Genomic DNA, 24,517 nt, shown 5'->3' with positions numbered 1-24,517 from the left:
TGATCGAATGCAGGACGCCGGACACATCGCATTCGACGGTGTCTCTGTCGTGCGCGAGGGGCGAACCGTCCTGCGGGACATCACGCTCTCGCTCACGGCGCGATCAATTGCCGTCGTCGGCGCGAACGGCTCCGGCAAGTCCTCGTTCGCGCGAACGCTGAACGGGTTGGTCCCGATCAGCTCGGGCATCCTGAGCGTTCACGGGCTCGATCCCAGCCGTGACGGAAAAGCGGTGCGTCAACGCGTCGGCATGGTGTTCAGCAATCCGGCGGCGCAGGTCATCATGCCGACGGTTCGCGAGGACCTCGCCTTTACGCTGCGGGGTCGCAAGCTCTCGCGCGACGAGATTTCCGCGCGGGTGGATGCGGCACTCGAGAAAGTCGGGATGGCCGGGCTCGCAGACAGCTCGGTCTATTCGCTCTCGGGTGGCCAGCAACAGCTCGTGGCGCTCGCCGCGGTGCTGATCGGAGAGCCGTCCCTGATCGTCGCGGACGAGCCGACCGCCTTGCTCGATCTCGGGAACGCCAAGGCGATTTCGCGCATCCTGCTCGACGAGTTCGACGCGCAGGTCGTCCTCGTGACCCACGACCTCGACCTGGCCAAGCGTTGTGAGTACGCGCTGTGTTTCGCGGACGGTCGCTTGGCCGACGCGGGCGAGCCCGCCGCGGTCGTAGAGCGCTACCGGCGGACTTACGCGTGATCTCCCTCTACCGCCCGGGACGAAGCATCCTGCATCGGCTGCCAGCGGGCTGGAAGCTGATCGGGCTGGCGGTACTCGCGCTCGCGGTCTCTCTTGCGGGGCGGAGCTGGCCGGTGCTCGCCGGCGCGGCGATCGTCACCGTACTCGGGTTCCTCGCGACCGGATTCGGGCTCGGCGAACTGTGGCGACAGCTGTACACGCTCCGCTGGCTCGTGGTGATCATGATCATCCCGCAGCTCATTTTTCTCGGCCCCGAGGATGCGGTGATCAACACCGCGCGGGTCTGCATCGTGGTGCTCCTCGCGGCACTCGTGACGCTGACGACCCCGACCGCGGCGCTCCTCGACGTGGTCGAACGGCTCGTCACACCAATGCGAATCTTCGGGGTCTCCCCGACCAAGGTCAGCCTGCTGCTCACGCTGACCATCACGACCGTGCCCGTCATCGCGGGAATCTTCGGCCAGCTGCGCGAGGCCATGATGGCTCGCGGCGGCCCCAGGATGAGCTTCCGGCTCGTCCTCCCGCTGCTGGTCGCCGCGCTCCAGCACGGCGACCAGCTCGCGGATGCGCTACGCGCCCGAGGCATCGACTAGACCAAGGCCTACTCGGTCGGGCACCGACTAGGTCAGGCACCGAGCGCGGCGGCTCCTAAAACGCGCGCCAGAGCTGCGCCGGGCGAATCGCGTCGAGGTCGCCGCGCAGCTCCTTCGCCCAGTGCAGACCGAGGTACGGGTTGCGCAGCCACTCACGCGCGACGCAGACCGCGTCGACGGAACCCAGCCGCAGGAGCGTCTCAGCCTGCTGAGCGCTCGTGATCATGCCGACCGCGGCGACCGGCGCACCGGAATCCTTGACCTTCGCCGCGAGTGGCGCCTGGTATCCGGCTCCGACCGGAATCTGCGCCCGCTCGACGTTGCCACCGCTCGAGACGTCGATGAGGTCGGCTCCCGCATCCTGCAACCAGCCGGCGACCTGCGTCACGTCTTCGGCGGTGAGCCCGCCCTCCACCCAGTCGGTCGCGCTCAGCCGCACCAGCACCGGCAGGACGGGATGCGCATCCCGTACCCCCGCCACAACCTCGCGGAGGAAGCGCGAGCGGCCCCACAGGTCGCCGCCGTATTCGTCGGTGCGCAAGTTGCTCAGCGGCGAGAGGAACTGGTGGCCGAGATAGCCGTGCGCACCGTGGATCTCGACCGCGTCAAACCCGGCCTCCACCGCGCGGGTCGAGGCGGAAACAAACGCGGTAACCGCGGCATCGATGTCCGTCTGCGTCATCTCGCGCGGCTCGGCGAGGTCGCCAAAGGCCCTCGCCGACGGCGCAACCGTCGCCCAGCCGCCCTCGGATTCCGGAACCGTACCCTCGACGGCCCCGGGAAGCCACGCATACGTCGACGCCTTGCGTCCGGCGTGGCCGAGCTGCACCGCGATCTTGGCCCCGGCGGCGTGCACCAATTCGACGACGCGACCGAGCGCATCCCGCTGGGCATCGTTCCAAAGACCGAGACACTCGGGGCTGATTCGTCCTTCCGGCACAACACCGGTCGCCTCCACGATGACGAGTCCCGCTCCCCCGCGGGCCATCCCCGCGTAGTGCCCGAGATGCCAGTCGGTTGGCATTCCGTCGCGCGCCGTCGCGGAATACTGGCACATCGGCGACACCCAGAGTCGGTTGCGGATCTCGGTTTGACGCAGCGTGATGGGGCTAAACAGTTTCGACGCCAACGGCGCTCCTTCTTCGTAGTCGATGCGGCTGATTGTGCGGGCAAAGAGCGAATTGCCCGACCCCAGAAGCGGGATCGGGCAATTCGAGTGTCATGCGGGTCGAGAACCCGATTAGATGTTGAAGCCGAGCGCGCGCATCATTTCGCGGCCGTCATCGGTGATCTTCTCGGGGCCCCATGGCGGCATCCAGACCCAGTTGATCTTGAATCGCTCAACCTGGCCGTCGAGCGCCTTCGCCATCTCATCTTCGATGACATCGGTGAGCGGGCAGCCCGCCGAGGTCAACGTCATCGACACCACGAGTGCGTCGAGCTCGTCCTCCCAGTTGAGGTCGTAGATGAGACCGAGGTCGACGATGTTCACCCCGAGCTCGGGGTCAACGACGTCCTTCAGCGCCTCTTCAACCGAGTCGTAGCGCTCGGGAGTAAGTGAGACGAGTGACATGTGGGGTCTCCCTATGCTTGTGCCGCTTCGGCAGCAAGGTAGCTGTCGTAGCCTTCGTTTTCGAGCTTGTCCGCAAGCTCGTGGCCGCCCTGGTCGGCAACCTTACCGTTCACGAAGACGTGAACGAAGTCAGGCTTAATGTAGCGCAGGATGCGGGTGTAGTGGGTGATCAGCATGATGCCGAGGCCGTTCTCCTGGTGAGCACGGTTGACACCTTCCGACACGATGCGCAGCGCGTCGACGTCGAGGCCCGAGTCAGTCTCGTCGAGGAGCGCGAACTTCGGCTTCAGCAGCTCGAGCTGCATGATCTCCGCGCGCTTCTTCTCGCCACCCGAGAAGCCCTCGTTGACGTTTCGCTGCAGGAACTCTTCGCCGATGCGGAGGTTCTCGAGTGCGCCCTTGACTTCCTTGAGCCACGGACGAAGCGCGGGTGCCTCGCCGTCGACAGCGGTCTTCGCGGTGCGCAGGAAGTTCGACATGCTCACGCCAGGGATCTCGACCGGGTACTGCATGGCGAGGAAGAGCCCGCCCTTGGCCCGCTCATCCACCGACATCTCGAGGACGTCTTCGCCGTCGAGCGTGATCGAACCCTCGGTCACCTCGTAGGCGGGGTGACCCGCGATGGTCGACGCGAGGGTCGACTTGCCCGAGCCGTTGGGGCCCATGATGGCGTGGATCTCGCCCGAGCCAATGGTGAGGTCGACACCGCGGAGGATCTCCTTGGTGCCCTGTTCGGTTTCAACCGAAACGTGGAGGTTCTTAATTTCAAGCGTGCTCATGGTTAGTTGTTCTCCTTGTAGATCGGAGTCGGGTCAATAAGAATGTCGTCGCCCTCGATCTTGACGTCGAAGACGGGAACCGGCTCGAATGCCGGGAGGGATTTCGGCCAGCCGGTGCGCAGCGAGAACTGCGAGCCGTGCGCCCAGCATTCGAGGGTGTCGTCTTCCACGAAACCCTCCGAAAGCGAGATATCGCCGTGCGTGCACCGGTCACCAATGGCGAACACCTCCCCCGCGGAATCACGAACCACGGCGATCACTTGATCACCGAGTTCGAGACGCACAGGAGTATTTACCTGCACGTCCGAAGCCGCGCAGGCGCGTTCAAAAGCCACTACGCATTCACCTCTGCGGCAAATGCCTGGTCTGCGATCTCGAGTTCCTCTTCGAGTCGCGCGTTAAGCTCGGCGGTGATTTCCTCGTTGTCGATCTGCTGAATGATCTCGTTAAGGAAGCCGTGCACGACGAGGTGGCGGGCCGCCTTCTCGTCGATACCGCGCGCCATGAGGTAAAAGAGCTGGTCTTCTTCGAAACGACCCGTCGCGGATGCGTGGCCCGCACCCTCGATGTTGCCGCACTTGATCTCAAGGTTCGGCACGGAGTCTGCCTTCGGCCCACGAGACAGCAGCAGGTTGCGGTTTTCTTCGTAGGTGTCCGTGCCGACCGCGTTTGCGTCGATGAGCACGTCACCAATCCACACCGAGTGCGCGGACTTGCCCTGCAACGCACCCTTGTAGGTGACGCGCGAGCGAGTCTTCTCCGCGATGTGGTGCACCCATACCTGGTGCTCGAGGTGCTGACCGGCATCCGCAAAATAGAGGCCGTACAACTCTGCATCCGCGCCGTTCTCGGCGAGGGCGATCGACGGGTTCAGGCGAACAAGCTTGCCCGAAAGCGAAACCACGATGTGCTTGAGGAAAGCGTCACGGCCGACTCGTACGTGGTGCGCGGAGACGTCGACAGCGTCGTCGTCCCACTCCCCGACGGTCACGAGCGTCACGTTTGCGCCGTCACCGACGCGAATCTCGACGGACTCGGCGACGCGGCCCTTGCCCTCCTGCACGAGCACGACGAGCCCGCGGGCGTGCGGGGCGATGTCGATGAACGTGTGCGCGGCCTGGGCCGTACCGGTGTAGCCGTTCAGGCGAATGACCGCCTGCTTGTCTTCCTCGCCCGAGATTTCCACGAGGAGTGCCTTCTCAAAGGACTCCCACGCGTTCGCCGCGGCGCGGTCTTCGGGCGCGTGAATCGAACCGAGACGCTCGTCATCGCGTCCGATGAACGAAGTCTTGACACCGTCTACCTGCGGGTCGACGACGTTCGGGAGTTCCGCCGACAGCTTGTCGTCGAGGAGGTCCTTGATGTCGCGGACCGGGGTGTATTTCCACTCGGCTTCGCGACCGGTCACGGCCTTGAAGTCATCGCGCTTGAATGAAGCGGGTCGCTCCGAGCGCGTCTGTACCGGGATGGTCTTGTCAGCCGGCACAGCGGCCGGAGTCTGAGTCGCGGTCATGTGGTTAGCCCACCGATCCTTCCATGCTCAGGTCAATGAGCTTGTTGAGTTCGAGCGCGTATTCCATGGGCAGCTCACGAGCGATTGGCTCGATGAAGCCGCGCACGATCATCGCCATAGCTTCGGTTTCTTCGAGACCGCGGCTCATGAGGTAGAAGAGCTGGTCTGCCGATACCTTCGAGACCGTTGCCTCGTGTGCAAGCTCGACGTCGTCGACGCGAATGTCGATCGCCGGGTACGTGTCGGAACGCGACTCGGTGTCGATGAGCAGTGCGTCACAGATCACCGAGTTCTTCGAGTGGTGTGCCTTTTCATCGATGCGAACTTCGCCGCGGTAACCGGCGCGACCGCCGCCACGGGCGATCGACTTCGAGGTAATCGAGGACTGCGTGTGCGGTGCGAGGTGAATCATCTTCGCCCCCGCATCCTGGTGCTGGCCGGGGCCCGCGAACGCAACCGAGAGCGTCTCGCCCTTGGCGTGCTCGCCAGTCAGGTAAATCGAGGGGTACTTCATCGTGACCTTCGAGCCGATGTTGCCATCGACCCATTCCATGGTCGCGCCCTCTTCGGCGATCGCGCGCTTAGTCACGAGGTTGTACACGTTGTTCGACCAGTTCTGAATGGTCGTGTAGCGAACGCGGGCGTCCTTCTTCGCGATGATCTCGACGACGGCGGAGTGCAGCGAGTCGGTCTTGTAGATCGGCGCGGTGCAACCCTCGATGTAGTGGACGTAGCTGCCCTCATCGGCGATGATCAGCGTGCGCTCGAACTGGCCCATGTTCTCCGTGTTGATACGGAAGTATGCCTGGAGCGGGATCTCCACGTGCACACCCTTGGGGACGTACACGAACGAGCCACCCGACCACACTGCGGTGTTCAGCGCGCCGAACTTGTTGTCGCCAGCCGGAATAACGGTGCCGAAGTACTCTTCGAAGAATTCCGGGTGCTCGCGCAGGGCGGTGTCGGTGTCCATGAAGATGACACCCTGCTTCTCGAGCTCCTCGTTGATCTGGTGGTACACGACCTCGGACTCGTACTGCGCGGCAACTCCAGCGACGAGGCGCTGGCGCTCGGCCTCAGGGATGCCGAGCTTCTCGTACGTGTTACGGATGTCGTCCGGGAGGTCTTCCCAGGTCTGTGCCTGCTTCTCCGAAGCACGCACGAAGTACTTAATGTTGTCGAAGTCGATGCCCGAGAGGTCTGCGCCCCAAGTCGGCATCGGCTTGCGGTCGAACATCTGCAATCCCTTAAGTCGGCGCTCGAGCATCCACTCGGGCTCGCCCTTGATTCGCGAAATATCGCGAACGACTGCCTCGCTTAGGCCGCGTTTTGCCGTCGCTCCCGCACTGTCGGGATCTGACCAACCAAACTCGTAATGACCGAGGTCATTGAGCTCGGGGCGGTCGATGAGCACGTCTGACATCGCTACCTCTTCTCTCGTCGTGATTGTTCGTCGCCACCATCCGGCAGAAAGCGCACATAGAATGGAACGACCGCGAGCCATGGTTTGTTCCCAACCGCTCCGGTCAGGTCGATGGCCCGCTGGCAATGAACAGCGTTCTCTAGTCTATGCCACCGACCGCACTGAAATAAATGCCAAGTAAGAGGTAACTGTTGTCTGTCGCGAAAGCCCTGATGCCCGATCACGTCACAGCCTGGACGCGGGTGATCGCTTGGATAAACCTCGTCGTGAACATCATCATTGTCGGCACCGGCGGGCTCGTTCGCCTCACTGGCTCCGGGCTCGGCTGCCCGACCTGGCCCCTGTGCACCGAGGATTCGCTCGTGCCGACGCGGGAGATGGGTATCCACGGCATTATCGAGTTCGGCAACCGCACTCTGACAGGCGTTGTCGTCGTGGCAGCGCTGCTGACGTTCCTCGCGGTGCTGAACACCCGCCGCAGCCGCATGGGCCTCGTCGGCCCGTCCGTGTGGGTAGGCGCGCTCATCATCGTGCAGGCGGTCGTCGGCGGCATCACGGTGCTGGTCGACCTCGACCCGCGCATCGTCGGTGTGCACTTCCTGTTCTCCGCGCTAATCGTTGCCATCGCGGCGCTGTTGCTGCAGCGCGTGCGCCTCGCCGAACCGCTGCCCGCGCGCGGCCCGACGAAGGGTGCTCCAGCGCTTTGGGGATCCGCGGTTGCTGTGGGCATCCTCACCTGGATCACTGAGATCGTCGGCGTCCTCACCACCGGTGCCGGTCCACACGCCGGCGACACGATCGCGGCGCGCAATGGCCTGGATCCCGTGATCATGCAGCACGTACACGCGTGGCCGGGCTACGCCCTTGTCGTCTCGCTGGTGGTGTTCCTCGTGATCGTCTTCCGTGGCGACTACCCGCGTACCCGCCCAATCTCGGTGAGCCTGACGCTGGCCGTGCTCCTGCAGATCGGGATCGGCGTCTTCCAGGCGCGCACAGGCCTACCCATCTGGTCGGTCGCGACCCACATGGTCCTCGCCGTGGTCGTGATCGCGATCCTGAGCGTGACGCTCGTCAATGCCCGGCGCGACAGCGCTGCGCGCCTCACGCGCGAGGATGGCAAAAACGGTGCGGGCACCGTTCACCTTCCTGTCGCTTCGGTCTGACAAGATCTGGCGCTATGGCGCATCCCGAAGACCGCATCCTGAGCCTGGCGGAAATCGCCGGGACGATTCGTTCCCTGCTACAGCAGCTCGAAGAGGCCGAGCAGGCAGCGACCATGCTCATCGAGGCCGTTCTGCCTGAACACCGTGCCTCCGCGCGCAATCTCGTCCACTATGTCGCGATCCGGCAGGGCGACCTGCGTCCCCTGCAGCGCTCGCTCGCCGCGTACGGGCTGTCTTCGCTCGGGCGCATGGAATCGATGGTGCGCTCGTGGCTACTCACGGTACTCGAAACGGTCTCGGCGCTCGCTGAGGGGCGCCACCGCAAGGAAATCTGGGGGCCCCTCGACAAGGGCGACGGAATCCTCACGCGAAACCGCGACGAGGTACTCGGCGAGGCCCACAGTGATCGGCGCAGCACCCGGATTATGGTGACCATGCCCTCGGAGGCGGCAACCAACCCCGCGCTTGTGCAGCGGATGGGACGGGCCGGCATGGACATCGCCCGCGTCAACTGCGCGCACGACGGCGAGGCCGAGTGGGCGGCCATGATCGAATCGGTGCGGGCCCTCCCCGACGACGTACTCGTCGCGATGGACCTCGGTGGACCCAAGCTGCGCACGGGCCCGCTGGTAGCAGGACCGCAGGTGTTGAAGGTCAAGCCGACCCGCGACGATTGCGGTCGAGTGACCACGCCAGCGCGGATCCTACTGGTCGAGGCCGACCAGCTCCCCGAAAACCCCGATTTCGAGGCGACCCCCGTCATCATCCCCGTCACCGGACTTGGCGCGTTGTCGCTGCAGATCGGTGACAAGCTGAAGACTGAGGATGCGCGTGGCCGCTCGCGAAAGCTGGCCGTCACGGATCTTGCGCCAGGACAGGCCGAAGTCTCGTGCGAGCAGACGACCTACTTCGTCGCCGAGATGGAGCTCGACACCAAGGCCGGCGACGTCATCACCGTCGGTGCGCTCCCCGAAGTCCGGCAGCACCTCTATGTCCGCGAGGGCGATCGCATTGAAGTGGTCCGGGATATGTCGCCGCAGCCTGCGACCCAGGTCGGGCCCCACCGCATCGGCTGCTCGCTCGACGCTGCCTTTACGGATGCTTCGCACGGCGAGCGCATCCTGTTCGACGATGGCAAGATCTCGGGCATCATCGAGGACATCACGCCGGACGTCATCACCGTGCGGGTGACCCGCGCGGGCGTTGACGGCGTCAAGCTTCGCGCGGAGAAGGGCATCAACCTCCCCGACACAACGCTGCGCATCCCAGCCCTCACTGAAGAGGACCGCTCGCACCTGCCGTTCGTCGCAGCCCACGCCGACACAGTGAACATCTCGTTCGTGCGCTCGCACGAAGACGTGGCGGACCTCATCGCCGAGCTCGAGCGCCTCGATGCCGAGGAGATCGGCATCACGCTCAAGATCGAGACCCAGCAGGCATTCGAGAACCTGCCCCGCATGCTCCTCGAAGCGATGCGCTGGGGCGGCGTCGGCGTCATGATTGCCCGCGGCGACCTCGCGGTAGAGCTCGGCTTCGAGCGGCTCGCCGAGGTGCAGGAGGAGATCCTCTGGCTGTGCGAGGCCGCCCATGTGCCCGTCATCTGGGCCACGCAGGTGCTCGACACCCTCGCACGCACCGGACTGCCGTCGCGCGCCGAGGTGACCGACGCCGCGATGGGCCGCCGCGCCGAGGCCGTCATGCTCAACAAGGGGCCGTTCATCGTCGAGGCAATCGAGGCGCTGACCTCGATCCTCGAGCGGATGGGCGGCCATATCTCCAAGAAGCGTTCGCTCCTGCGCCCGCTCGAGTCCTTCGACCTCGACGAGCTCAGCTCGCGGGTCGACTCGAACGCGAAGCGGGACTAGCCGCGAGTGACTAGGGGCTAGCCCAGCGGGAAGTAGAAGATCGGGTCGAGGCCGACGCCGATGAACACGAGCGTGAGATAGGTGATCGAGAGGTGGAACACGCGCATCGGCTTCGCCTCGCCGTTGTTGGTGACCACGGCGTGGTAGAGGCGGTGCGCCTCGGCGATGAACCAGACACCGGCGCCGACCACGGCGATGGTGTAGATCCAGCCCATCGGAGCCACCGGGATGAGTAGGAGGCTCGCGATGACCGTCGCCCAGGCGTAGAGTACCGACTGCATCGCAACCGCACCCTCGCCCATGGTGACGGACAGCATCGGCACGTCGGCCTTCTCGTAGTCATCCGCGTACTTCACCGAAAGCGGCCAGTAGTGTGCCGGGGTCCAGAGGAAGATCACCGCGAACAGGATGAGCGGTTCCCACGACAGGCTGTTGGTGACCGAGGCCCAACCGATCAGCACCGGCATACAACCGGCGATACCGCCCCAGACGATGTTCTGGTCGGTGCGGCGCTTGAGGATCATCGTGTAGAAGACCACGTACAGCAGGATCGCGGCGACGCTCAGCACCGCTGTGAGCGGGTTCGCGACGAGCCACAGCACCACGGTGGATGCGATCCCCAAGATCCAGGCGAACACGAGCGACTCGCGCGGGCTCACTTCCCCGGTAACGAGGGGGCGGTTCTTCGTGCGGCGCATCAGCTTGTCGATGTCGCGGTCGAGATAGCAGTTGAACACGTTCGCGCTTGCGGCGGAGAGCGTGCCGCCGAGCAGGACGCCAAGCGCGAGCCACGGTGAGAAGAGCCCACCCGCGGCAAGGAACATCGTCGGCAGTGTCGTCACCAAAAGCAGCTCAATGATTCGCGGCTTCGTCAGCGAGACGTAAGCGGCGATCTTGCGCTTGAGCTTCGAACGTTCCGCGGGAGAATTCCCGCTCACATCCACGGCGTTAGCCTGCGTAGAGGTACCCGTCATTTCGTGGATCGACAATGTCACCATTCCTTAAGACCAAATCCCTACTACTGTACCGTGACGCCCGCGAAGTAATAAGCCCGCGCGCTGGCCGGTCGCGGATTTGCCGTTGTAGGCTGATTCGCGGTGCCAACTGGCAATGCCCATCCCCAAAAGGAGTCGATAGTGACCAACGTTGAATGGACCGAACTCGACAAGCGCGCGGCCGACACTGCCCGCCTGCTTGCCGCCGATGCCGTAGAGAAGGCGAAAGGCGGACACCCTGGTACCGCGATGAGTTTGGCCCCGGTCGCAACGCTGCTCTATCAGCACGTCATGCGGGTCGACCCAACCGACAAGGACTGGATCGGTCGCGACCGCTTCATCATGTCGAACGGTCACGCCTCGCTGACGCAGTACACGCAGCTTTTCCTCGGCGGCTTTGGTCTCGAGCTCGACGACCTCAAGAACATTCGTTCGTGGGGCTCGCCGACCGCGGGTCACCCCGAGTACGGCCACGTCGACCACGTCGAGATGACCACCGGCCCCCTCGGCCAGGGCCTCGCATCCGCCGTGGGCTTTGCCTACTCGCAGCGCTTCGAGCGCGGTCTGTTCGACCCGGAGGCGCCCGAGGGTGAGAGCCCCTTCGACCACTACGTGTACGTGATCGTCGGCGATGGCTGTGTCCAGGAGGGCATCACCTCCGAGGCCTCATCGCTCGCCGGCCACCAGGAGCTCGGCAACCTGATCGTCATTTACGACGCCAACCAGATCTCGATTGAGGACGACACCGACATCGCCTTCACCGAGGACGTCGCGAAGCGCTACGAGTCCTACGGCTGGGATGTTCGCACCGTCGACTGGCTCGACGGCGGCGTCGTCAAGGAAGATGTGCCCGCGCTGGCCGACGCGATCGAGGCGGCGAAGGCCGTGAAGAACCAGCCCTCGATCATCGTGCTCAAGAACTACATTGGCTACCCGGCCCCGCACGCGCAGAACACCGGCGCATCCCACGGTGCCGCCCTCGGCGCCGACGAGATTCGCGCGACGAAGGAAATCCTCGGCTTCAACCCCGACGAGGACTTCGCGGTCGCGGATGACGTCCTCGAGTACACGCGCGGCCTCGCCGACCGGATGCGTCCCGTGCGCGATGAGTGGCAGGCCTCCTTCGACGCGTGGGCGGCACGCGAGCCCGAGCGCAAGGCGCTGTTCGACCGCCTCGGCGCGGGCGAACTTCCCGAGGGTATCGAGGATGCGCTCCCCACCTTCGAGGGCGTCGCCAAGGTCTCGACCCGCAAGGCATCGGGCAAGACCATCAACGCGCTCGCGGCGCAGCTGCCCGAGCTGTGGGGTGGCTCGGCCGACCTCGCGGGCTCGAACAACACGACGATCGACGGCGCGAAGTCGTTCGTGCCCGCCGAGCACTCGACCTCGAGCTGGCAGGGTGACCGCTACGGGCGCGTCCTGCACTTCGGTATCCGTGAGCACGCCATGGCTGCGATCCTCAACGGCATTACGCTGTCGGGCCGCACGCGCGCCTTCGGCGGCACCTTCCTCATCTTCAGCGACTACATGCGCCCCGCGGTTCGCCTCGCGGCCCTGATGAACATCCCCACGACCTTCGTGTGGACGCACGACTCCATCGCGCTCGGTGGCGACGGCCCGACCCACCAACCGGTCGAGACGCTCACGACGTTGCGTGCGATCCCGAACTTCACCGTGGTCCGCCCGGCGGATGCACACGAGACCGCCCGGGCATGGCTCGAGACCCTGCGGCGTCACGGCGGCCCGATCGGCCTCGTGTTCTCGCGGCAGGACCTTCCGGTGCTGACGCGCGGCGCGGGTGAGGCCGCCGGCGACGAGCTCGCCACGGCAGACCTCACCGCGCGCGGTGGCTACGTTCTCGCGGAGGCTCGCAATGGCGCGCCCGAGCTCATCCTGATCGCGACCGGCTCCGAGGTGCAGCTCGCCCTCGCCGCTCGCGAAACTCTTGAGGCCGAGGGCGTCGCGACCCGCGTCGTGTCGATGCCGAGCCAGGAATGGTTCGCGGAGCAGAGCGACGAATACCGCGAGCAGGTTCTCCCCGCCGCAGTCACCGCTCGAGTCTCGGTCGAAGCTGGGCTTGCATTGACCTGGGCACCGTACCTTGGTTCGCGAGGACGCTCGGTGTCGGTCGAAGACTTCGGCGCATCCGCCGACGGAAACGATCTGCTCACGCACTACGGCATCACGACCGACGCGGTCGTCGCCGCAGCCCGCGAAACCCTCGCCGCCAACTAAGCATCCTCGGGCCGGTCCCGCTTAATTTCTCAGGAGAAATCATGACCAATAACAACACCGAGGCGCTGGCCCAAGCCGGCGTGAGCATCTGGCTCGACGACCTCTCGCGCGAGCGCCTCGACTCCGGTTCCCTCAGCGACCTCATTGCGGAGCGAAACGTCGTGGGTGTCACGACCAACCCCTCGATCTTCTCGAACGCCCTCGCCGCCGGACACGCATACGCCGATCAGGTGAAGGAGCTCGCGGCGAATGGCACCGGGGTCGACGAGGCCATCATTGAAATCACGACCGAGGATGTGCGTCGCGCGTGCGACGTGCTGCGTCCGCAGTACGACGCCACGGACGGTGTTGACGGCCGCGTCTCGATCGAGGTTTCGCCGCTGCTCGCGAACGACACCGAAGGCACCATCGCGGAAGCGAAGTTGCTGCACGAGAAGGTCGACCGCGAGAACGTGCTGATCAAGATTCCCGCGACCGAGGCTGGTCTGCCCGCAATCACCGAGGCCACCGCATCCGGAATCTCGGTGAACGTCACGCTGATCTTCTCGCTCCCCCGCTACCGCGAGGTCATCAACGCCTACTACACCGGCCTTGAGCAGGCGCTCGAGCGTGGCGTAGACATCTCGAAGGTGCACTCGGTTGCGTCGTTCTTCGTCTCGCGCGTCGACGTCGAGATCGACAAGCGACTGGATGCGCTCGGCACCGACGAGGCAACCGCGCTCAAGGGCAAGGCTGGCGTTGCAAACGCCCGCCTCGCCTACCAGGTATTCGAGGATGCGATCGGTTCGGAGCGAGCCAAGAGTCTCGAGACCGCCGGTGCCCGGCTGCAGCGCCCGCTGTGGGCATCGACCGGTGTCAAGGACCCGTCGCTGCCGGACACGCTCTACGTCGTCGATCTCGTCGCGCCGAACACCGTCAACACGATGCCAGAAAAGACGCTCGAGGCCGTTGCCGACCACGGTGAGATCCGCGGCGACGTCGTGAGCGATTCCTACCACGAGGCGAACAAGCTGCTCGACGCGATCGACGACCAGGGCATTTCCTACACGGAGGTGACCCAGTTGCTCGAGGACGAGGGCGTCGAGAAGTTCGTCGTCGCCTGGAACGAACTCAAGGGGACGGTCTCGGCTCAGCTCGAGCAGGCCCGCTAGCCACTGTCGGAAACCACTCGAACGCCCTGCAAGGAAGAAGTCACCATGGCCATCAAAGTCTCCACATCTGGATCCGCCACCGATGCCGCCAAGCGGCACCTCGAGAGCCTCGTTGAAGCCAAGTTTGCAAGCCGCCTGTTCGCCGAAGACCCCACCCTTTGGGGACCCGCGGCAGAGGATGAGTCGTCGAAGCGGCTCGGCTGGACGAACGCCGCCAAGGTTTCGCAGCCGCTCGTTCCCGAAATCATCGCGCTGCGCGACTCCCTCCGTGCCAAGGGCATCGACCGCATCGTGCTGTGCGGCATGGGCGGTTCCTCGCTCGCGCCCGAGGTCATGACCCGCACTGCTGGGGTCGAGCTTGACGTGTTGGATTCCACGAACCCGGCTCAGGTCCGCCGCGCCGTCGAGCAGGACATCGAGCGCACCGCGATTGTCGTGTCCTCGAAGTCGGGTTCGACGGTGGAGACCGACTCGCAGCGACGCGCCTTCGCGACCGCGTTCGAGGCGGCGGGAATTGACCCGGCCGAGCGCATCGTGATCGTGACCGACCCGGGCTCGCCGCTCGAGACGGCCTCCCGCGAGGCGGGCTACACGGTATTCCTTGCCGATCCAAACGTTGGCGGACGGTTCTCGGCGCTCACCGCGTTCGGACTCGTTCCGGCCGGACTTGCGGGACTCGACATCGACGCGTTCCTCGCCGAGGCGGGCTCGGTTGCCGCGGAGCTTGCCGAGGACTCGACCCAGAACCCGGGGCTCCTGCTCGGTGCCGCGATCGCGGGCACGGACCCGATCAAGACGTTCTTGGGCGTCGTTGCCGATGGCACGTCCATCGTCGGCTTCGGCGACTGGGCCGAACAGCTCATCGCCGAGTCGACCGGCAAGGAGGGCAAGGGCCTGCTTCCGGTCGTGCTCGACACGGATTCGCCGGAGATCGGCCTGCCGATCCCCGACCTGCAGATCGCTCGCCTCGTGGCGGATGCCGCCGAGACGCCCGCCGTGGGCGACGAGATCAACGTCTCCGGTGGGCTCGCCGAGCAGATGCTCCTGTGGGAGGTCGCCGTCTCGGTAGCCGGGCAGATCATCGGGATCAACCCGTTCGATCAGCCCGACGTGGAGTCGGCGAAGGCCGCCGCACGTGAGCTTCTCGACGCGACTCCCGAGCCCGAGGCACCGGTATTCCAGCAGGACGCGATTGCCGTGCGCGGTACCGCTTCCGTCGTCGATGGCCACACCGAGGTGCTCGAGGCCATCGAGTCGCTGCTCGCGCAGCTCCCGGAGAACGGCTACGTCGCGATCCAGGCCTACGCCGACCGCATCGGTCAACCGGAGCTCGCCGAGATTCGCGAGTTCGTCGCGCACCGCGCCCGCCGCCCGGTGACCTTCGGCTGGGCTCCGCGATTCCTCCACTCGACCGGCCAGTTCCACAAGGGTGGCCCGCGGGTTGGCGTCTTCCTGCAGATCACGACGCGCGAATCGGTCGATCTTGCGATCGAGGACCGTCCGTTCACCTTCGGCGAGCTCATCCAGGCCCAGGCCGCGGGCGACGCGAACGTCCTCGAGGGCCACGGCATGCCGGTGCTGCGACTCGAGCTGACCGATCCGGTCGCCGGTGCCGAGCAGCTCATCGCCGCTCTGCGCAACGTCTAACCCGACACCATTGACGATTGGTGGGCGGAGCCGATTCGCCTCCGCCCACCTGCAATGAAAGTGAACCATTGCCGCAAACAATTTCACCGGGCCATAACCCTCTCCGCCCCGCGGGCGAGCGCCGCCTCGAACGCATCGCCGGGCCCTCAAGCGTCGTGCTCTTCGGCGTCACGGGCGATCTCAGTCGGAAGAAGCTGCTGCCAGCGATCTACGACCTCGGCAACCGCGGCCTACTGTCGCCATCCTTCGGGTTCGTCGGATTTGGGCGCCGCGACTGGACCGACGATGAGTTCCGCGAGTTCTTCAAGCAAAATGCGCGCGCACACGCCCGCACCGCCTGGAGCGAGGAAGCCTGGAAACAGCTCTCGGCCGGGATGCGCTTCGTCAGCGGTGAATTCGATGAGGATGAGGCCTTCGACAAGCTGAGCGACACGCTCGACGAGCTTCGACAGTCACACGGAACGCGCGGTAACCACGCGTTCTACCTCTCGATCCCGCCCCGTGACTTCTCGATCGTGACGTCCCAGCTGCGCCGATCGGGCCTGGCGCAGGAGTCCGATGATGCCTGGCGTCGAGTGATCATCGAGAAGCCGTTTGGCCACGACCTGCAGTCGGCCCGCGAGCTCAACGACATCGTCGAGTCTGTCTTCCCGAGCGACTCGATCTTCCGCATCGACCACTACCTCGGCAAGGAAACAGTCCAGAACATCCTGGCGCTGCGCTTTGCCAACACGATGTTCGAACCGCTGTGGAATGCCAACTGGGTCGACCACGTGCAGATCACGATGGCCGAGGACATCGGTGTTTCGGGCCGTGCGGGATACTACGACGGCGTCGGCGCCGCCCGCGACGTCATCCAGAACCACCTGCTGCAGCTGCTCGCGCTCACCGCGATGGAAGAGCCCCTCACCTTCGGTGCCCGCGATCTTCGGGCAGAGAAGGAGAAGGTGCTTGCCGCAGTGCGGCTCGGGGATGACCTGACCACCACGACAGCTCGAGGCCAATACGTTTCGGGCTGGCAGGGCGGCGAGTTCGTGCGCGGCTTCCTCGAAGAAGACGGGATGAACCCCGAATCCACGACGGAGACCTACGCGGCGCTTCGGCTCGAGATCGATAACCGTCGCTGGATGGGCGTGCCCTTCTACCTGCGTGCCGGCAAGCGTCTCGGCCGCCGAGTGACAGAGATTGCGGTCACCTTCAAGAAGGCCCCAGAGTATCTCTTCGCGCCTTCCGAGCGCGCGTCGCTCGGTCCCAACGCGCTCGTCATTCGTGTCCAGCCCGACGAGGGCGTCACGCTCCGGTTCGGTTCTAAGGTGCCCGGCGCCGGCATGCGCGTGCGCGACGTGACCATGGACATGGGCTACGGCCACGCGTTCACGGAGTCGAGTCCCGAGGCCTACGAGCGCCTCATCCTCGACGTGTTGCTTGGCGACCCACCCCTCTTCCCGCGACACGAAGAAGTCGAGCAGTCGTGGCGCATCCTCGACCCGGTCGAGGAATTCTGGGGTGCGAACGGCGCCCCCGAGACGTATAAGCCGGGCACGTGGGGCCCCGAGTCTGCGGAAGAACTACTTCGCCGTGATGGCAGGACCTGGAGGCGCCCGTGATCACCAAACTGCATGACACCACGACCAGCAAAGTCGCGCGTGAGATGGTCGTACTTCGTGAGGAAGGTGGCGCCGTCGCGCTCGGTCGCGTGCTCACCCTCGTCGTGATCTCCGATGAGCGGCTGAACGAGGAAGCGATCAAGGCGGCGAATCACGCATCCGGCGAACACCCGATGCGCGTGATCGTGATCCACACTTACCCAAACGGCGACGAAGCGCGGTTGGATGCGGAGATTCGCATCGGCTCCGACGCGGGGGCAAGCGAGGTCATCATCCTCCACGCCACCGGCGCCACGGCCGAGGACCCCGAGACGCTCGTCCAGGCACTGCTGCTCCCCGACGCTCCCGTCGTCGTGTGGTGGCCAGGCTCTGACTGCGATGCACCCTCGAAGACCGCGCTCGGCCAGCTCGCGCAACTGCGAATCGTCGACACGCACGACGACCCCGACGGCGTCGCTTCCATCGAGAAACTGCGTGCTGGGTACGAAGAGGGCGACACGAACCTGTCCTGGACGAGGCTCACCCGCTGGCGCGCGCAGATTGCCGCAGTGCTTGACCAGCCCCCGTACGAGCAGGTGCAGTCGGTCGAGGTCGTGGGCGGTCGAGTGTCGAGCGGCGTACTGCTCATGGCGGGATGGCTCAAACACTATCTCGGCGTACCCGTCACAATCACTACGCAAGAAGACAATCTGCCGGGCAACCTCCGCACGGTCCGCCTGATCCGGGAATCTGGCACCATAGAACTCGAGCGGCTCGCACAAGACACGGCGCGGTTGCGTCAGACCGGATACCCTGATCAGATCGTTCCGCTAATGCTGCGAGACCGATACGACGTACTCTCCGAAGAGCTACGGTCGCTCGCACACGATCCCGTGTACGAAGCGGCCCTCATGGGTGGCACGGTCGAACTCAATCTCGAAGAATTGCAGTAGCTCAAGGAGGGGATATGGACATCACCACTGCTCGGGTGGTACGCGGGGATGACACCGCTGCCGTTGACGAGGCGCTCGCAGACGCGACTGCCTCCTATCTGCTCGACCGCGTCCACGAAGCCAAGGTTGCGCACGTCGCGCTCTCGGGTGGATCGCTCGCGGAGCGCGCGCTCCCCCGGATCATCGAGGTGTCAAACGACCAGGGCCTCGACTGGGCGAAGGTGCACATTTGGTTCGCCGACGAGCGCTTCGTGCCCCGCGGCACGCCGGAACGCAATGCTGGCCAGGTTGTGACCGCGCTGCGGGTCGCGACCGGCTTCCAGGCGGAGAACCTGCACATTCCCGCCGGGAGCGATTCCGGTATGACACTCGATGAGGCAGCGGCCGACTACGCCGCCCGACTCACGCGCGTCATCGGGATCTCGAGCCGAAATCGCTTCCCGTCTCTCGACCTCGTCCTGCTCGGAATGGGGCCAGACGGCCACACGGCCTCGTTGTTTCCCGGCCTGCCCGGCACCGAAGTCGATGACGAGATTGTCATCCCCGTGCGGGACTCCCCAAAGCCGCCGGACGAGCGTATTTCGCTGACCTTCCCCATGCTCGCGGAATCGATGCGCTGCTGGATCTATGCGACGGGCGAGGGCAAACGCGATGCCCTCAAGCTCGCTCGCAGTGGCACCGCCTCCCGCTCCGACTCTCCCGTGGGTCACGTCACCGCGATCGACGAGGTGGCACTATTCGCGGATGCTGCCGCCCTCGGTGAGTAGCGCGCGACTGCGCTGACCCGCCGCGACATAGCTGTCCGGAAAGCGTCAGGCCCCGAACCATTTGGTTCGGGGCCTGACGCTTTCTTGCCGTAGCGACCTACATCACACCCGGCGTCATGAACTTGGAGATAACGCCCATGAGGACGATTGAGATCGCCCAGATCACGAGGGTCCACGTAGTCATGCGGTTGAGGTTCTTCTCGGCGACGCCGGACGAAGACGCGCTTGACGTGATGCCGCCACCAAACATGTCGCTGAGGCCACCACCCTTGCCCCGGTGCAGCAGGATGAACAGAATGAGGAGCACGCTGGTGATTGCGAGCACCACCTGCAGGATGACGAGGAAAATCTCCACGAGGGCCTTTCAGCGGAAAAAGTATCGGACGGGGCCCGAAGACCCCGTCCGAGTATAGGCGATACAGCTTACGCTATGCGCCGACGTGCGAGCGGTACCGAATAATCGAGGAGAAATCCTCGATGCTCAGGCTCGCGCCGCCGACGAGCGCGCCGTCGATATCGGGTTCGCGCATGATGCTCGCGACGTTGTCGGGTTTGACGGATCCGCCGTAGAGGATGCGCGTGGCCGCGGCCGTCTCGTCACCGAGCTGTTCGGCGAGAGCCACACGAAGCGCGGCGCAGACTTCCTGCGCCTGTTCGGCGGTCGCAACCTTGCCGGTGCCGATCGCCCACACGGGCTCGTAGGCAATGACGATATCGGTTCCCGGTTTCACGTCGGCGAGCCCCGCCTTGAGCTGAGCGATCGACACCTCGGCCGGGTTGCTCGTTGCTTCGCGCTCCTCGAGGCTCTCCCCTACGCAGAGCACGGGGACGAGGCCGTGGCGCAGCGCCGCATTGACCTTGGCCCGGCACACGTCGTCGCCCTCGCCGTGAATGGTGCGGCGCTCGGAGTGGCCTACCAGCACGTAGCGTGCACCGAGAGTCGCGATGAAGTCCCCAGAGATGTCGCCCGTGTATGCGCCCGAATCGTGCTCCGAGAGGTCCTGCGCGCCGTACGCCACGTCAAGGTTGTCCGCCTGCGTAATCGTCTGGACGCTCCGGATATCGGTGAACGGCGGGAACACCGCCACCTCGACGTCGTCGAAGTCGTGTTTGACGTCCTTGAGCGTCCACGCGAGTTTCTGTACGAAGGCGATCGCCTGGAGATGGTTGAAATTCATCTTCCAGTTGCCCGCCATGAGCGGAGTGCGCGAGGCTACCATCCGAGCACCTCCAGGCCGGGCAGACGCTTGCCCTCGATCAGCTCGAGGCTCGCGCCACCACCGGTCGAGACGTGGCCGAACTCGTCGTCCGCGAATCCGAGGGTACGGATAGCCGCGGCCGAGTCTCCGCCGCCGACGACCGAGAGGCCGTCCACCGCGGTGAGTGCCTGCGCGATCGCTGCGGTACCCGACGCGAACTCGGGGAACTCGAACACACCCATCGGGCCGTTCCAGAACACGGTCTTCGACGAACGAATCGCCTCGGCGTAGGCCTTCTCGCTGTCCGGACCAATGTCGAGGCCGATCCCCTCGGCGCCGAACGAGGACGACTCGATCGCATCCGCGGGGACGATTTCGTGTGCCGCATCTGCCGCGAACTTCTCGGCGACGTTGATGTCGGTGGGCAACAGCAGCTCAACGCCGCGCTCCCTGGCCTCGTCGATGTAGCCGCGAACGGTCTCGAGCTGCTCTTCTTCGAGGAGCGACTTGCCCACGGAGTAACCCTGGGCCGCGAGGAAGGTGAAGAGCATTCCCCCACCGATGACGAGGCGGTCGACGCGCGGTAGCAGGTTCTGGATCACGCCGAGCTTGTCCGACACCTTTGAGCCGCCGAGCACTACCGTGAAGGGCTTTTCCGGGTCGGTCACGACGCGGCCGAGCTTCTCCACCTCGTTGGCGACGAGCAGGCCAGCAGCCGACGGGAGGAGCTTTGCGAGCTCGAAGACGGAAGCCTGCTTGCGGTGTACGACCCCGAAGCCATCCGAGACGTATGCGTCGCCGAACTCGGCGAGCTGCTTCGCAAATTCTTCGCGCTCGGCCTCATCCTTGCTCGTCTCACCCTTGTTGAAACGCAGGTTCTCGAGCACGACGACGCCGCCGTCCTGCAGTTCCGAGACAAGCTGACGGGCGCTTTCGCCTACCGTGTCGGTGGCGAGCGGCACATCCTGGTCAAGGAGCTGGCCGAGTCGTTCTGCTGCGGGCGCGAGGGAGAATTCGGGGTTGGGTTCGCCCTTTGGGCGACCGAGGTGCGAGATCACCACAACCTTTGCACCCTGGTCGATGAGCGACTGCAGGGTCGGCAACGAGGCACGCGCACGCCCGTCGTCCGTGATTTCACCGTTGTTCAGCGGCATATTGAGATCGCAGCGGACGATCACCCGCTTGCCGGAAAGATCGCCGAGAGTTTCGAGCGTACGCAGTGCCATTCGTGTTACCTACCTTGTGTTGTTGCAGTGGCGATAAGGGTTAGGGACGCGGACTAGAGGTGGTCTGCGACGTAGGCCGAGAAGTCCATGAGACGCTCGGTGTAGCCCCACTCGTTGTCGTACCACGCCGAGATCTTGACCTGGTTCCCCAGCACGCGGGTGAGCGGTGCGTCGAAGATCGACGAGTGGTGCTCACCGATGATGTCGCGCGACACGATTGGGTCTTCGTTGTACTTGAGGATTCCGTTGAACTCGCCCTCCGCGGCTTCCTTGAATGCCGCGTTGACTTCCTCGACGGTGAGCTCGCGCTCGGTCTGAACGGTGAGGTCCGTGATCGAACCGGTCTCAACCGGAACGCGCAGCGCGAAGCCGTCGAGCTTGCCGGCAAGCTCCGGCATGACGAGCGACACGGCCTTGGCCGCACCGGTCGTCGTCGGGATGATGCTGAGTGCTGCGGCGCGGGCGCGGCGGAGGTCCTTGTGGGGAGCGTCCTGCAGGTTCTGGTCCTGCGTGTAGGCGTGCACGGTCGTCATGAGGCCCGAGATGATGCCGAAGCGGTCGTTGAAGACCTTCGCGATCGGGGCGAGGCAGTTCGTGGTGCACGACGCGTTCGAGATGACGTGGTCGGTCTCGGGGTTGTAGGTGGTGTGGTTCACGCCGTAGACGAACGTCGGGGCCGGGCCCTTTGCGGGAGCCGACAGGAGCACCTTCTTGGCACCCGCGGCGATGTGGGCCTTGGCCTTCTCGGGGTCGTTGAAGCGGCCGGTGCACTCGAGCACGAGCTCAACGCCGAGGTCCGCCCACGGCAGCTTCGCGGGGTCCGGCTCGGCGAGCGCGTGGACCTGGTGCTCATCCACGTAGATATTCTCGTCATCGTGCGACACGCGGTTCGGCAGCACGCCGGACGTCGAGTCGTACTTCAGGAGGTGAGCAAGCGTGAGGTTGTCCGTGAGGTCGTTGATGGCGACCAATTCAAGCTGGGGGTGGCTCCCGTCAAGCAGCGCACGAGCGTAGCTGCGACCGATGCGACCAAAGCCGTTAATAGCGATCTTCGTCAAGGGGTGCTCCTTTAGTGAAGTGCGGCTGTGAAGTGGTTCGGGATGGACCAATCACAGGAGTAATCTCCGAGACTCACGCTACCCATACTCGGTTACGTGAATCCTGCAGATTCGTAACCGGAGTAACCTAATCGAGGTCTTCGCCTTCAGGAACGCTTTCCATCGTGCCCGGGATGCCGCGATCGCTCGCGCTTCGGTCGGCCAGCGACAGGAGTCGTCGCACTCGGCCAGCCACCGCATCCTTCGTCATCGGCGGGTCAGCGCGCTGGCCGAGCTCGTCCAATGAAGCTTCGCGATACTGCAGACGCAGCTCCCCCGCGTACCGCAGGTGTTCGGGAACGTCATCGCCAAGAATTTCAAACGCCCGCTCAACGCGCGCGCACGCAGTCACTGCGGCCCGCGCGGAGCGGCGCAGGTTCGCGTCATCAAAGTTCACGAGCCGGTTTGCCGTCGCGCGGGTTTCCCGGCGCTGGCGAAGCTTCTCCCACTCGGTCAGCACCTGCTTGGCGCCGATCGTGCCCAGCATCGCGTTAATCGCCTCCACCTCGCGGAGCACGACGCGGTTCACCCCGCGCACCTCGCGCGCCTTCGCCGTGATTCCGAGACGGCCGGCCGAGCCGACGAGTGCCATTGCGGTCTCGCGATTCGGGCAGGTGATCTCGAGGGATGCGGAGCGGCCGGGATCCGATAGCGTGCCAGCTGCGATGAAGGCACCCCGCCAAATCGCGGCGAGGATATCCGCGGTGCCGAGTGTGAGCCGGTTGGGCAGACCCCGCACGATCCGATTACGCCCATCCATCAGGCCGGTCTGCCGGGCCAGGGTGTCGCCCTGCTCGATTACCCGCACGAAGTAGCTCGTGTGCCCCTGCTTGCCTGCCGAAGACCGGCCGAGGCGGGCCCGTACGCCATAAAGGGCGCCAATCTCACGGCCAAGTCGCAGTGCCAACTCTTCGGATTCGAGTTCCGCCTCGATGATGTAGCGATGCGAGATCATCTGTAGCGCACCAGTGAATCGCAGGATGCTCGTGACCTGGGCAGCACGGGCCTGATTCGTCCCCGGGCTAACGCCAGCGATTTCCTGTTTTACCTGGGCGGTAAGCGACACTGTTCCTCCATCTCGAGGGCATCCGCGCGCGGCTGCCCGTCTTACACCGGCCCATCATCTCTGGGCGAAACTAGAATCTTACTCCCGACCGAGGTCGCGGTGACGCACCGAGACCGTGACGTCCTCGCGCTCGCGCAGCTCCCCCGCGAGCCGTTCGGTCATCGCCACCGAGCGGTGCTTGCCGCCAGTGCAGCCCACCGCGATGAGTGCGTGACGCTTGTTTTCGCGCAAGTAGCCCTCAATGACGGGCGCAATCAGGCCGTCGAAGTGCTCGATAAAGTCATCCACGCCGGGCTGCTCGAGCACGTAATCGCTGACCCGCTTATCGCGGCCGTTGAACGGACGAAGCTCGGGCTGCCAGAACGGGTTCGGCAGGAAGCGCATGTCGAGCACCATGTCCGCGTCGGTCGGGGTGCCGTACTTGAAGCCGAAGCTCATCACGGTGATCTGCACACGCTGGTGGTCGGGCTCACCGAAACGCTCGGTAACGCGCTGATTCAGCTGGTGGACGTTGAGCTCGGATGTGTCGAAGACCACGTCCGCGAGGCTGCGCAGCTCCCGCACGCGGTTGCGCTCGGTCGCGATCGCATCCACGATCGTGCCGTCCTGTTGCAGCGGGTGCGGGCGGCGCGATTGCTCGTAGCGACGCACGAGGGACTCGTCGCTCGCGTCGAGGAAGAGCACCTGGACGTCATAGGTCTGGCGCAGCGTCTCGATGAGTTCGTTAAAGTGCTCGAGCAGGCGGCCGCCGCGAATGTCGATGGCCACGGCGAGCTTCGGCAGCGAGTCCCGGGCCTTGCTGGCAACCTCGATAAGCGGCCGAATCATCTGCGGCGGCAGGTTGTCGACGACGAACCAGTCAAGGTCCTCGAATGCCTTACAGGCTGTCGACCGTCCGGCGCCAGACATCCCAGTGACAATAACGAGCTGCTGTCGCTCGCCCCCGTCCGGTTCAGCACTAACCGCGTCTGGTGTGTACATCGTCG

Annotated in this window: 23 protein-coding genes; 10 read left to right on the top strand and 13 right to left on the bottom strand. The window is 64.9% G+C overall.

From position 1 onward, the window contains the following. The first annotated feature begins 7 nt into the window (after nucleotides 1-7). Nucleotides 8-700 (top strand): energy-coupling factor ABC transporter ATP-binding protein, encoded by a 693-nt coding sequence (locus GMOLON4_RS03840; RefSeq protein WP_035732544.1) that lies wholly within the window; start codon nucleotides 8-10, stop codon nucleotides 698-700. Beyond that, the gene (locus tag GMOLON4_RS03835; protein WP_026936680.1) at nucleotides 697-1,293 is read left to right on the top strand and encodes an energy-coupling factor transporter transmembrane component T family protein; all 597 of its coding nucleotides are present in this window, start codon (nucleotides 697-699) and stop codon (nucleotides 1,291-1,293) included. The genes GMOLON4_RS03840 and GMOLON4_RS03835 overlap by 4 nt, the downstream gene beginning before the upstream one ends. A gap of 55 nt (nucleotides 1,294-1,348) precedes the next feature. Here the strand turns inward: GMOLON4_RS03835 and GMOLON4_RS03830 are convergent, their stop codons facing one another. The 6 genes from GMOLON4_RS03830 to sufB form a co-directional block, all read right to left on the bottom strand. Next, the gene (locus GMOLON4_RS03830) at nucleotides 1,349-2,422 is read right to left on the bottom strand and encodes an NADH:flavin oxidoreductase/NADH oxidase (RefSeq protein WP_026936679.1); all 1,074 of its coding nucleotides are present in this window, start codon (nucleotides 2,420-2,422) and stop codon (nucleotides 1,349-1,351) included. Between the two features lie 111 nt (nucleotides 2,423-2,533). Then, nucleotides 2,534-2,866 (bottom strand): metal-sulfur cluster assembly factor, encoded by a 333-nt coding sequence (locus GMOLON4_RS03825; RefSeq protein WP_026936678.1) that lies wholly within the window; start codon nucleotides 2,864-2,866, stop codon nucleotides 2,534-2,536. 11 nt (nucleotides 2,867-2,877) lie between these two features. Then, the gene (gene sufC / locus GMOLON4_RS03820; RefSeq protein WP_026936677.1) at nucleotides 2,878-3,645 is read right to left on the bottom strand and encodes a Fe-S cluster assembly ATPase SufC; all 768 of its coding nucleotides are present in this window, start codon (nucleotides 3,643-3,645) and stop codon (nucleotides 2,878-2,880) included. A gap of 2 nt (nucleotides 3,646-3,647) precedes the next feature. Then, the gene (locus GMOLON4_RS03815) at nucleotides 3,648-3,980 is read right to left on the bottom strand and encodes a non-heme iron oxygenase ferredoxin subunit (protein WP_026936676.1); all 333 of its coding nucleotides are present in this window, start codon (nucleotides 3,978-3,980) and stop codon (nucleotides 3,648-3,650) included. After that, the gene (gene sufD, locus GMOLON4_RS03810) at nucleotides 3,980-5,158 is read right to left on the bottom strand and encodes a Fe-S cluster assembly protein SufD (RefSeq protein WP_035732542.1); all 1,179 of its coding nucleotides are present in this window, start codon (nucleotides 5,156-5,158) and stop codon (nucleotides 3,980-3,982) included. The genes GMOLON4_RS03815 and sufD overlap by 1 nt, the downstream gene beginning before the upstream one ends. A 4-nt stretch (nucleotides 5,159-5,162) precedes the next feature. Further along, entirely contained in the window at nucleotides 5,163-6,581 is a 1,419-nt protein-coding gene (gene sufB / locus GMOLON4_RS03805) for a Fe-S cluster assembly protein SufB (RefSeq protein WP_026936674.1), read from the bottom strand. Nucleotides 6,582-6,772: 191 nt separating this feature from the next. Here sufB and GMOLON4_RS03800 point away from each other — a divergent pair, with 191 nt between their 5' ends. Together GMOLON4_RS03800 and GMOLON4_RS03795 are read left to right on the top strand one after the other, a co-directional pair. Next, nucleotides 6,773-7,744 carry a COX15/CtaA family protein gene (locus GMOLON4_RS03800; protein ID WP_026936673.1) on the top strand — a complete coding sequence of 324 codons (972 nt, stop codon included), beginning with the start codon at nucleotides 6,773-6,775 and terminating at the stop codon, nucleotides 7,742-7,744. Between the two features lie 14 nt (nucleotides 7,745-7,758). After that, nucleotides 7,759-9,609 carry a pyruvate kinase gene (locus GMOLON4_RS03795; protein WP_051266665.1) on the top strand — a complete coding sequence of 617 codons (1,851 nt, stop codon included), beginning with the start codon at nucleotides 7,759-7,761 and terminating at the stop codon, nucleotides 9,607-9,609. Nucleotides 9,610-9,626: 17 nt separating this feature from the next. Here GMOLON4_RS03795 and GMOLON4_RS03790 read toward each other — a convergent pair whose 3' ends face one another. Next, nucleotides 9,627-10,583, bottom strand: coding sequence for a heme o synthase (locus GMOLON4_RS03790; protein WP_106486571.1), 957 nt, complete (start codon nucleotides 10,581-10,583; stop codon nucleotides 9,627-9,629). Between the two features lie 162 nt (nucleotides 10,584-10,745). On the opposite strand from GMOLON4_RS03790, the gene tkt reads away from it, so the two are divergent. The 6 genes from tkt (at nucleotide 10,746) to pgl (ending at nucleotide 18,943) form a co-directional block, all read left to right on the top strand. Continuing rightward, on the top strand, nucleotides 10,746-12,839 hold the full coding sequence (gene tkt / locus GMOLON4_RS03785; protein WP_026936671.1) for a transketolase: 2,094 nt from the start codon (nucleotides 10,746-10,748) through the stop codon (nucleotides 12,837-12,839). Between the two features lie 41 nt (nucleotides 12,840-12,880). Next, nucleotides 12,881-13,990: a transaldolase gene (gene tal, locus GMOLON4_RS03780; protein ID WP_026936670.1), complete on the top strand. Its 1,110-nt coding sequence runs from the start codon at nucleotides 12,881-12,883 to the stop codon at nucleotides 13,988-13,990. A 45-nt stretch (nucleotides 13,991-14,035) separates the two neighbouring features. Next, on the top strand, nucleotides 14,036-15,637 hold the full coding sequence (locus GMOLON4_RS03775; RefSeq protein ID WP_026936669.1) for a hypothetical protein: 1,602 nt from the start codon (nucleotides 14,036-14,038) through the stop codon (nucleotides 15,635-15,637). A 68-nt stretch (nucleotides 15,638-15,705) separates the two neighbouring features. Then, nucleotides 15,706-17,244, top strand: a complete 1,539-nt coding sequence (gene zwf / locus GMOLON4_RS03770; protein ID WP_026936668.1) for a glucose-6-phosphate dehydrogenase — start codon at nucleotides 15,706-15,708, stop codon at nucleotides 17,242-17,244. Continuing rightward, nucleotides 17,241-18,176: a glucose-6-phosphate dehydrogenase assembly protein OpcA gene (locus tag GMOLON4_RS03765; RefSeq protein WP_026936667.1), complete on the top strand. Its 936-nt coding sequence runs from the start codon at nucleotides 17,241-17,243 to the stop codon at nucleotides 18,174-18,176. The genes zwf and GMOLON4_RS03765 overlap by 4 nt, the downstream gene beginning before the upstream one ends. 14 nt (nucleotides 18,177-18,190) lie before the next feature. Further along, on the top strand, nucleotides 18,191-18,943 hold the full coding sequence (gene pgl, locus GMOLON4_RS03760; protein ID WP_051266663.1) for a 6-phosphogluconolactonase: 753 nt from the start codon (nucleotides 18,191-18,193) through the stop codon (nucleotides 18,941-18,943). Nucleotides 18,944-19,040: 97 nt separating this feature from the next. Here the strand turns inward: pgl and secG are convergent, their stop codons facing one another. The 6 genes from secG to rapZ form a co-directional block, all read right to left on the bottom strand. After that, the gene (gene secG, locus GMOLON4_RS03755) at nucleotides 19,041-19,298 is read right to left on the bottom strand and encodes a preprotein translocase subunit SecG (protein ID WP_026936666.1); all 258 of its coding nucleotides are present in this window, start codon (nucleotides 19,296-19,298) and stop codon (nucleotides 19,041-19,043) included. Between the two features lie 73 nt (nucleotides 19,299-19,371). Next, nucleotides 19,372-20,163, bottom strand: coding sequence for a triose-phosphate isomerase (tpiA, locus tag GMOLON4_RS03750; RefSeq protein WP_035732538.1), 792 nt, complete (start codon nucleotides 20,161-20,163; stop codon nucleotides 19,372-19,374). Beyond that, nucleotides 20,157-21,368 carry a phosphoglycerate kinase gene (locus GMOLON4_RS03745; protein ID WP_026936664.1) on the bottom strand — a complete coding sequence of 404 codons (1,212 nt, stop codon included), beginning with the start codon at nucleotides 21,366-21,368 and terminating at the stop codon, nucleotides 20,157-20,159. The genes tpiA and GMOLON4_RS03745 overlap by 7 nt, the downstream gene beginning before the upstream one ends. A gap of 53 nt (nucleotides 21,369-21,421) precedes the next feature. Further along, nucleotides 21,422-22,426 (bottom strand): type I glyceraldehyde-3-phosphate dehydrogenase, encoded by a 1,005-nt coding sequence (gene gap / locus GMOLON4_RS03740; protein ID WP_026936663.1) that lies wholly within the window; start codon nucleotides 22,424-22,426, stop codon nucleotides 21,422-21,424. 127 nt (nucleotides 22,427-22,553) lie between these two features. Further along, a complete protein-coding gene (gene whiA, locus GMOLON4_RS03735) occupies nucleotides 22,554-23,531 on the bottom strand; it encodes a DNA-binding protein WhiA (RefSeq protein ID WP_026936662.1) in 978 nt (325 codons plus the stop codon). A 78-nt stretch (nucleotides 23,532-23,609) separates the two neighbouring features. Continuing rightward, complete coding sequence (gene rapZ, locus GMOLON4_RS03730; RefSeq protein ID WP_035732536.1) at nucleotides 23,610-24,512, bottom strand: RNase adapter RapZ; 903 nt, start codon at nucleotides 24,510-24,512, stop codon at nucleotides 23,610-23,612. Nucleotides 24,513-24,517 lie beyond the last annotated feature (5 nt).

The sequence above is a fragment of the Gulosibacter molinativorax genome (genome assembly GCF_003010915.2).
GTDB lineage: Bacteria > Actinomycetota > Actinomycetes > Actinomycetales > Microbacteriaceae > Gulosibacter > Gulosibacter molinativorax.
This window is presented reverse-complemented; position numbering and strand designations above follow the sequence as displayed.

Bases quoted from the DNA above. Each gene is read 5' to 3' on its own strand.
- GMOLON4_RS03840 (WP_035732544.1), top strand. From the start codon at position 8: ATGCAGGACGCCGGACACATCGCATTCGACGGTGTCTCTGTCGTGCGC.
- GMOLON4_RS03825 (WP_026936678.1), bottom strand. From the start codon at position 2,866: ATGTCACTCGTCTCACTTACTCCCGAGCGCTACGACTCGGTTGAAGAG.
- sufC (WP_026936677.1), bottom strand. From the start codon at position 3,645: ATGAGCACGCTTGAAATTAAGAACCTCCACGTTTCGGTTGAAACCGAA.
- sufD (WP_035732542.1), bottom strand. From the start codon at position 5,158: ATGACCGCGACTCAGACTCCGGCCGCTGTGCCGGCTGACAAGACCATC.
- sufB (WP_026936674.1), bottom strand. From the start codon at position 6,581: ATGTCAGACGTGCTCATCGACCGCCCCGAGCTCAATGACCTCGGTCAT.
- GMOLON4_RS03795 (WP_051266665.1), top strand. From the start codon at position 7,759: ATGGCGCATCCCGAAGACCGCATCCTGAGCCTGGCGGAAATCGCCGGG.
- GMOLON4_RS03790 (WP_106486571.1), bottom strand. From the start codon at position 10,583: ATGACGGGTACCTCTACGCAGGCTAACGCCGTGGATGTGAGCGGGAAT.
- tal (WP_026936670.1), top strand. From the start codon at position 12,881: ATGACCAATAACAACACCGAGGCGCTGGCCCAAGCCGGCGTGAGCATC.
- GMOLON4_RS03775 (WP_026936669.1), top strand. From the start codon at position 14,036: ATGGCCATCAAAGTCTCCACATCTGGATCCGCCACCGATGCCGCCAAG.
- pgl (WP_051266663.1), top strand. From the start codon at position 18,191: ATGGACATCACCACTGCTCGGGTGGTACGCGGGGATGACACCGCTGCC.
- tpiA (WP_035732538.1), bottom strand. From the start codon at position 20,163: ATGGTAGCCTCGCGCACTCCGCTCATGGCGGGCAACTGGAAGATGAAT.
- GMOLON4_RS03745 (WP_026936664.1), bottom strand. From the start codon at position 21,368: ATGGCACTGCGTACGCTCGAAACTCTCGGCGATCTTTCCGGCAAGCGG.
- rapZ (WP_035732536.1), bottom strand. From the start codon at position 24,512: ATGTACACACCAGACGCGGTTAGTGCTGAACCGGACGGGGGCGAGCGA.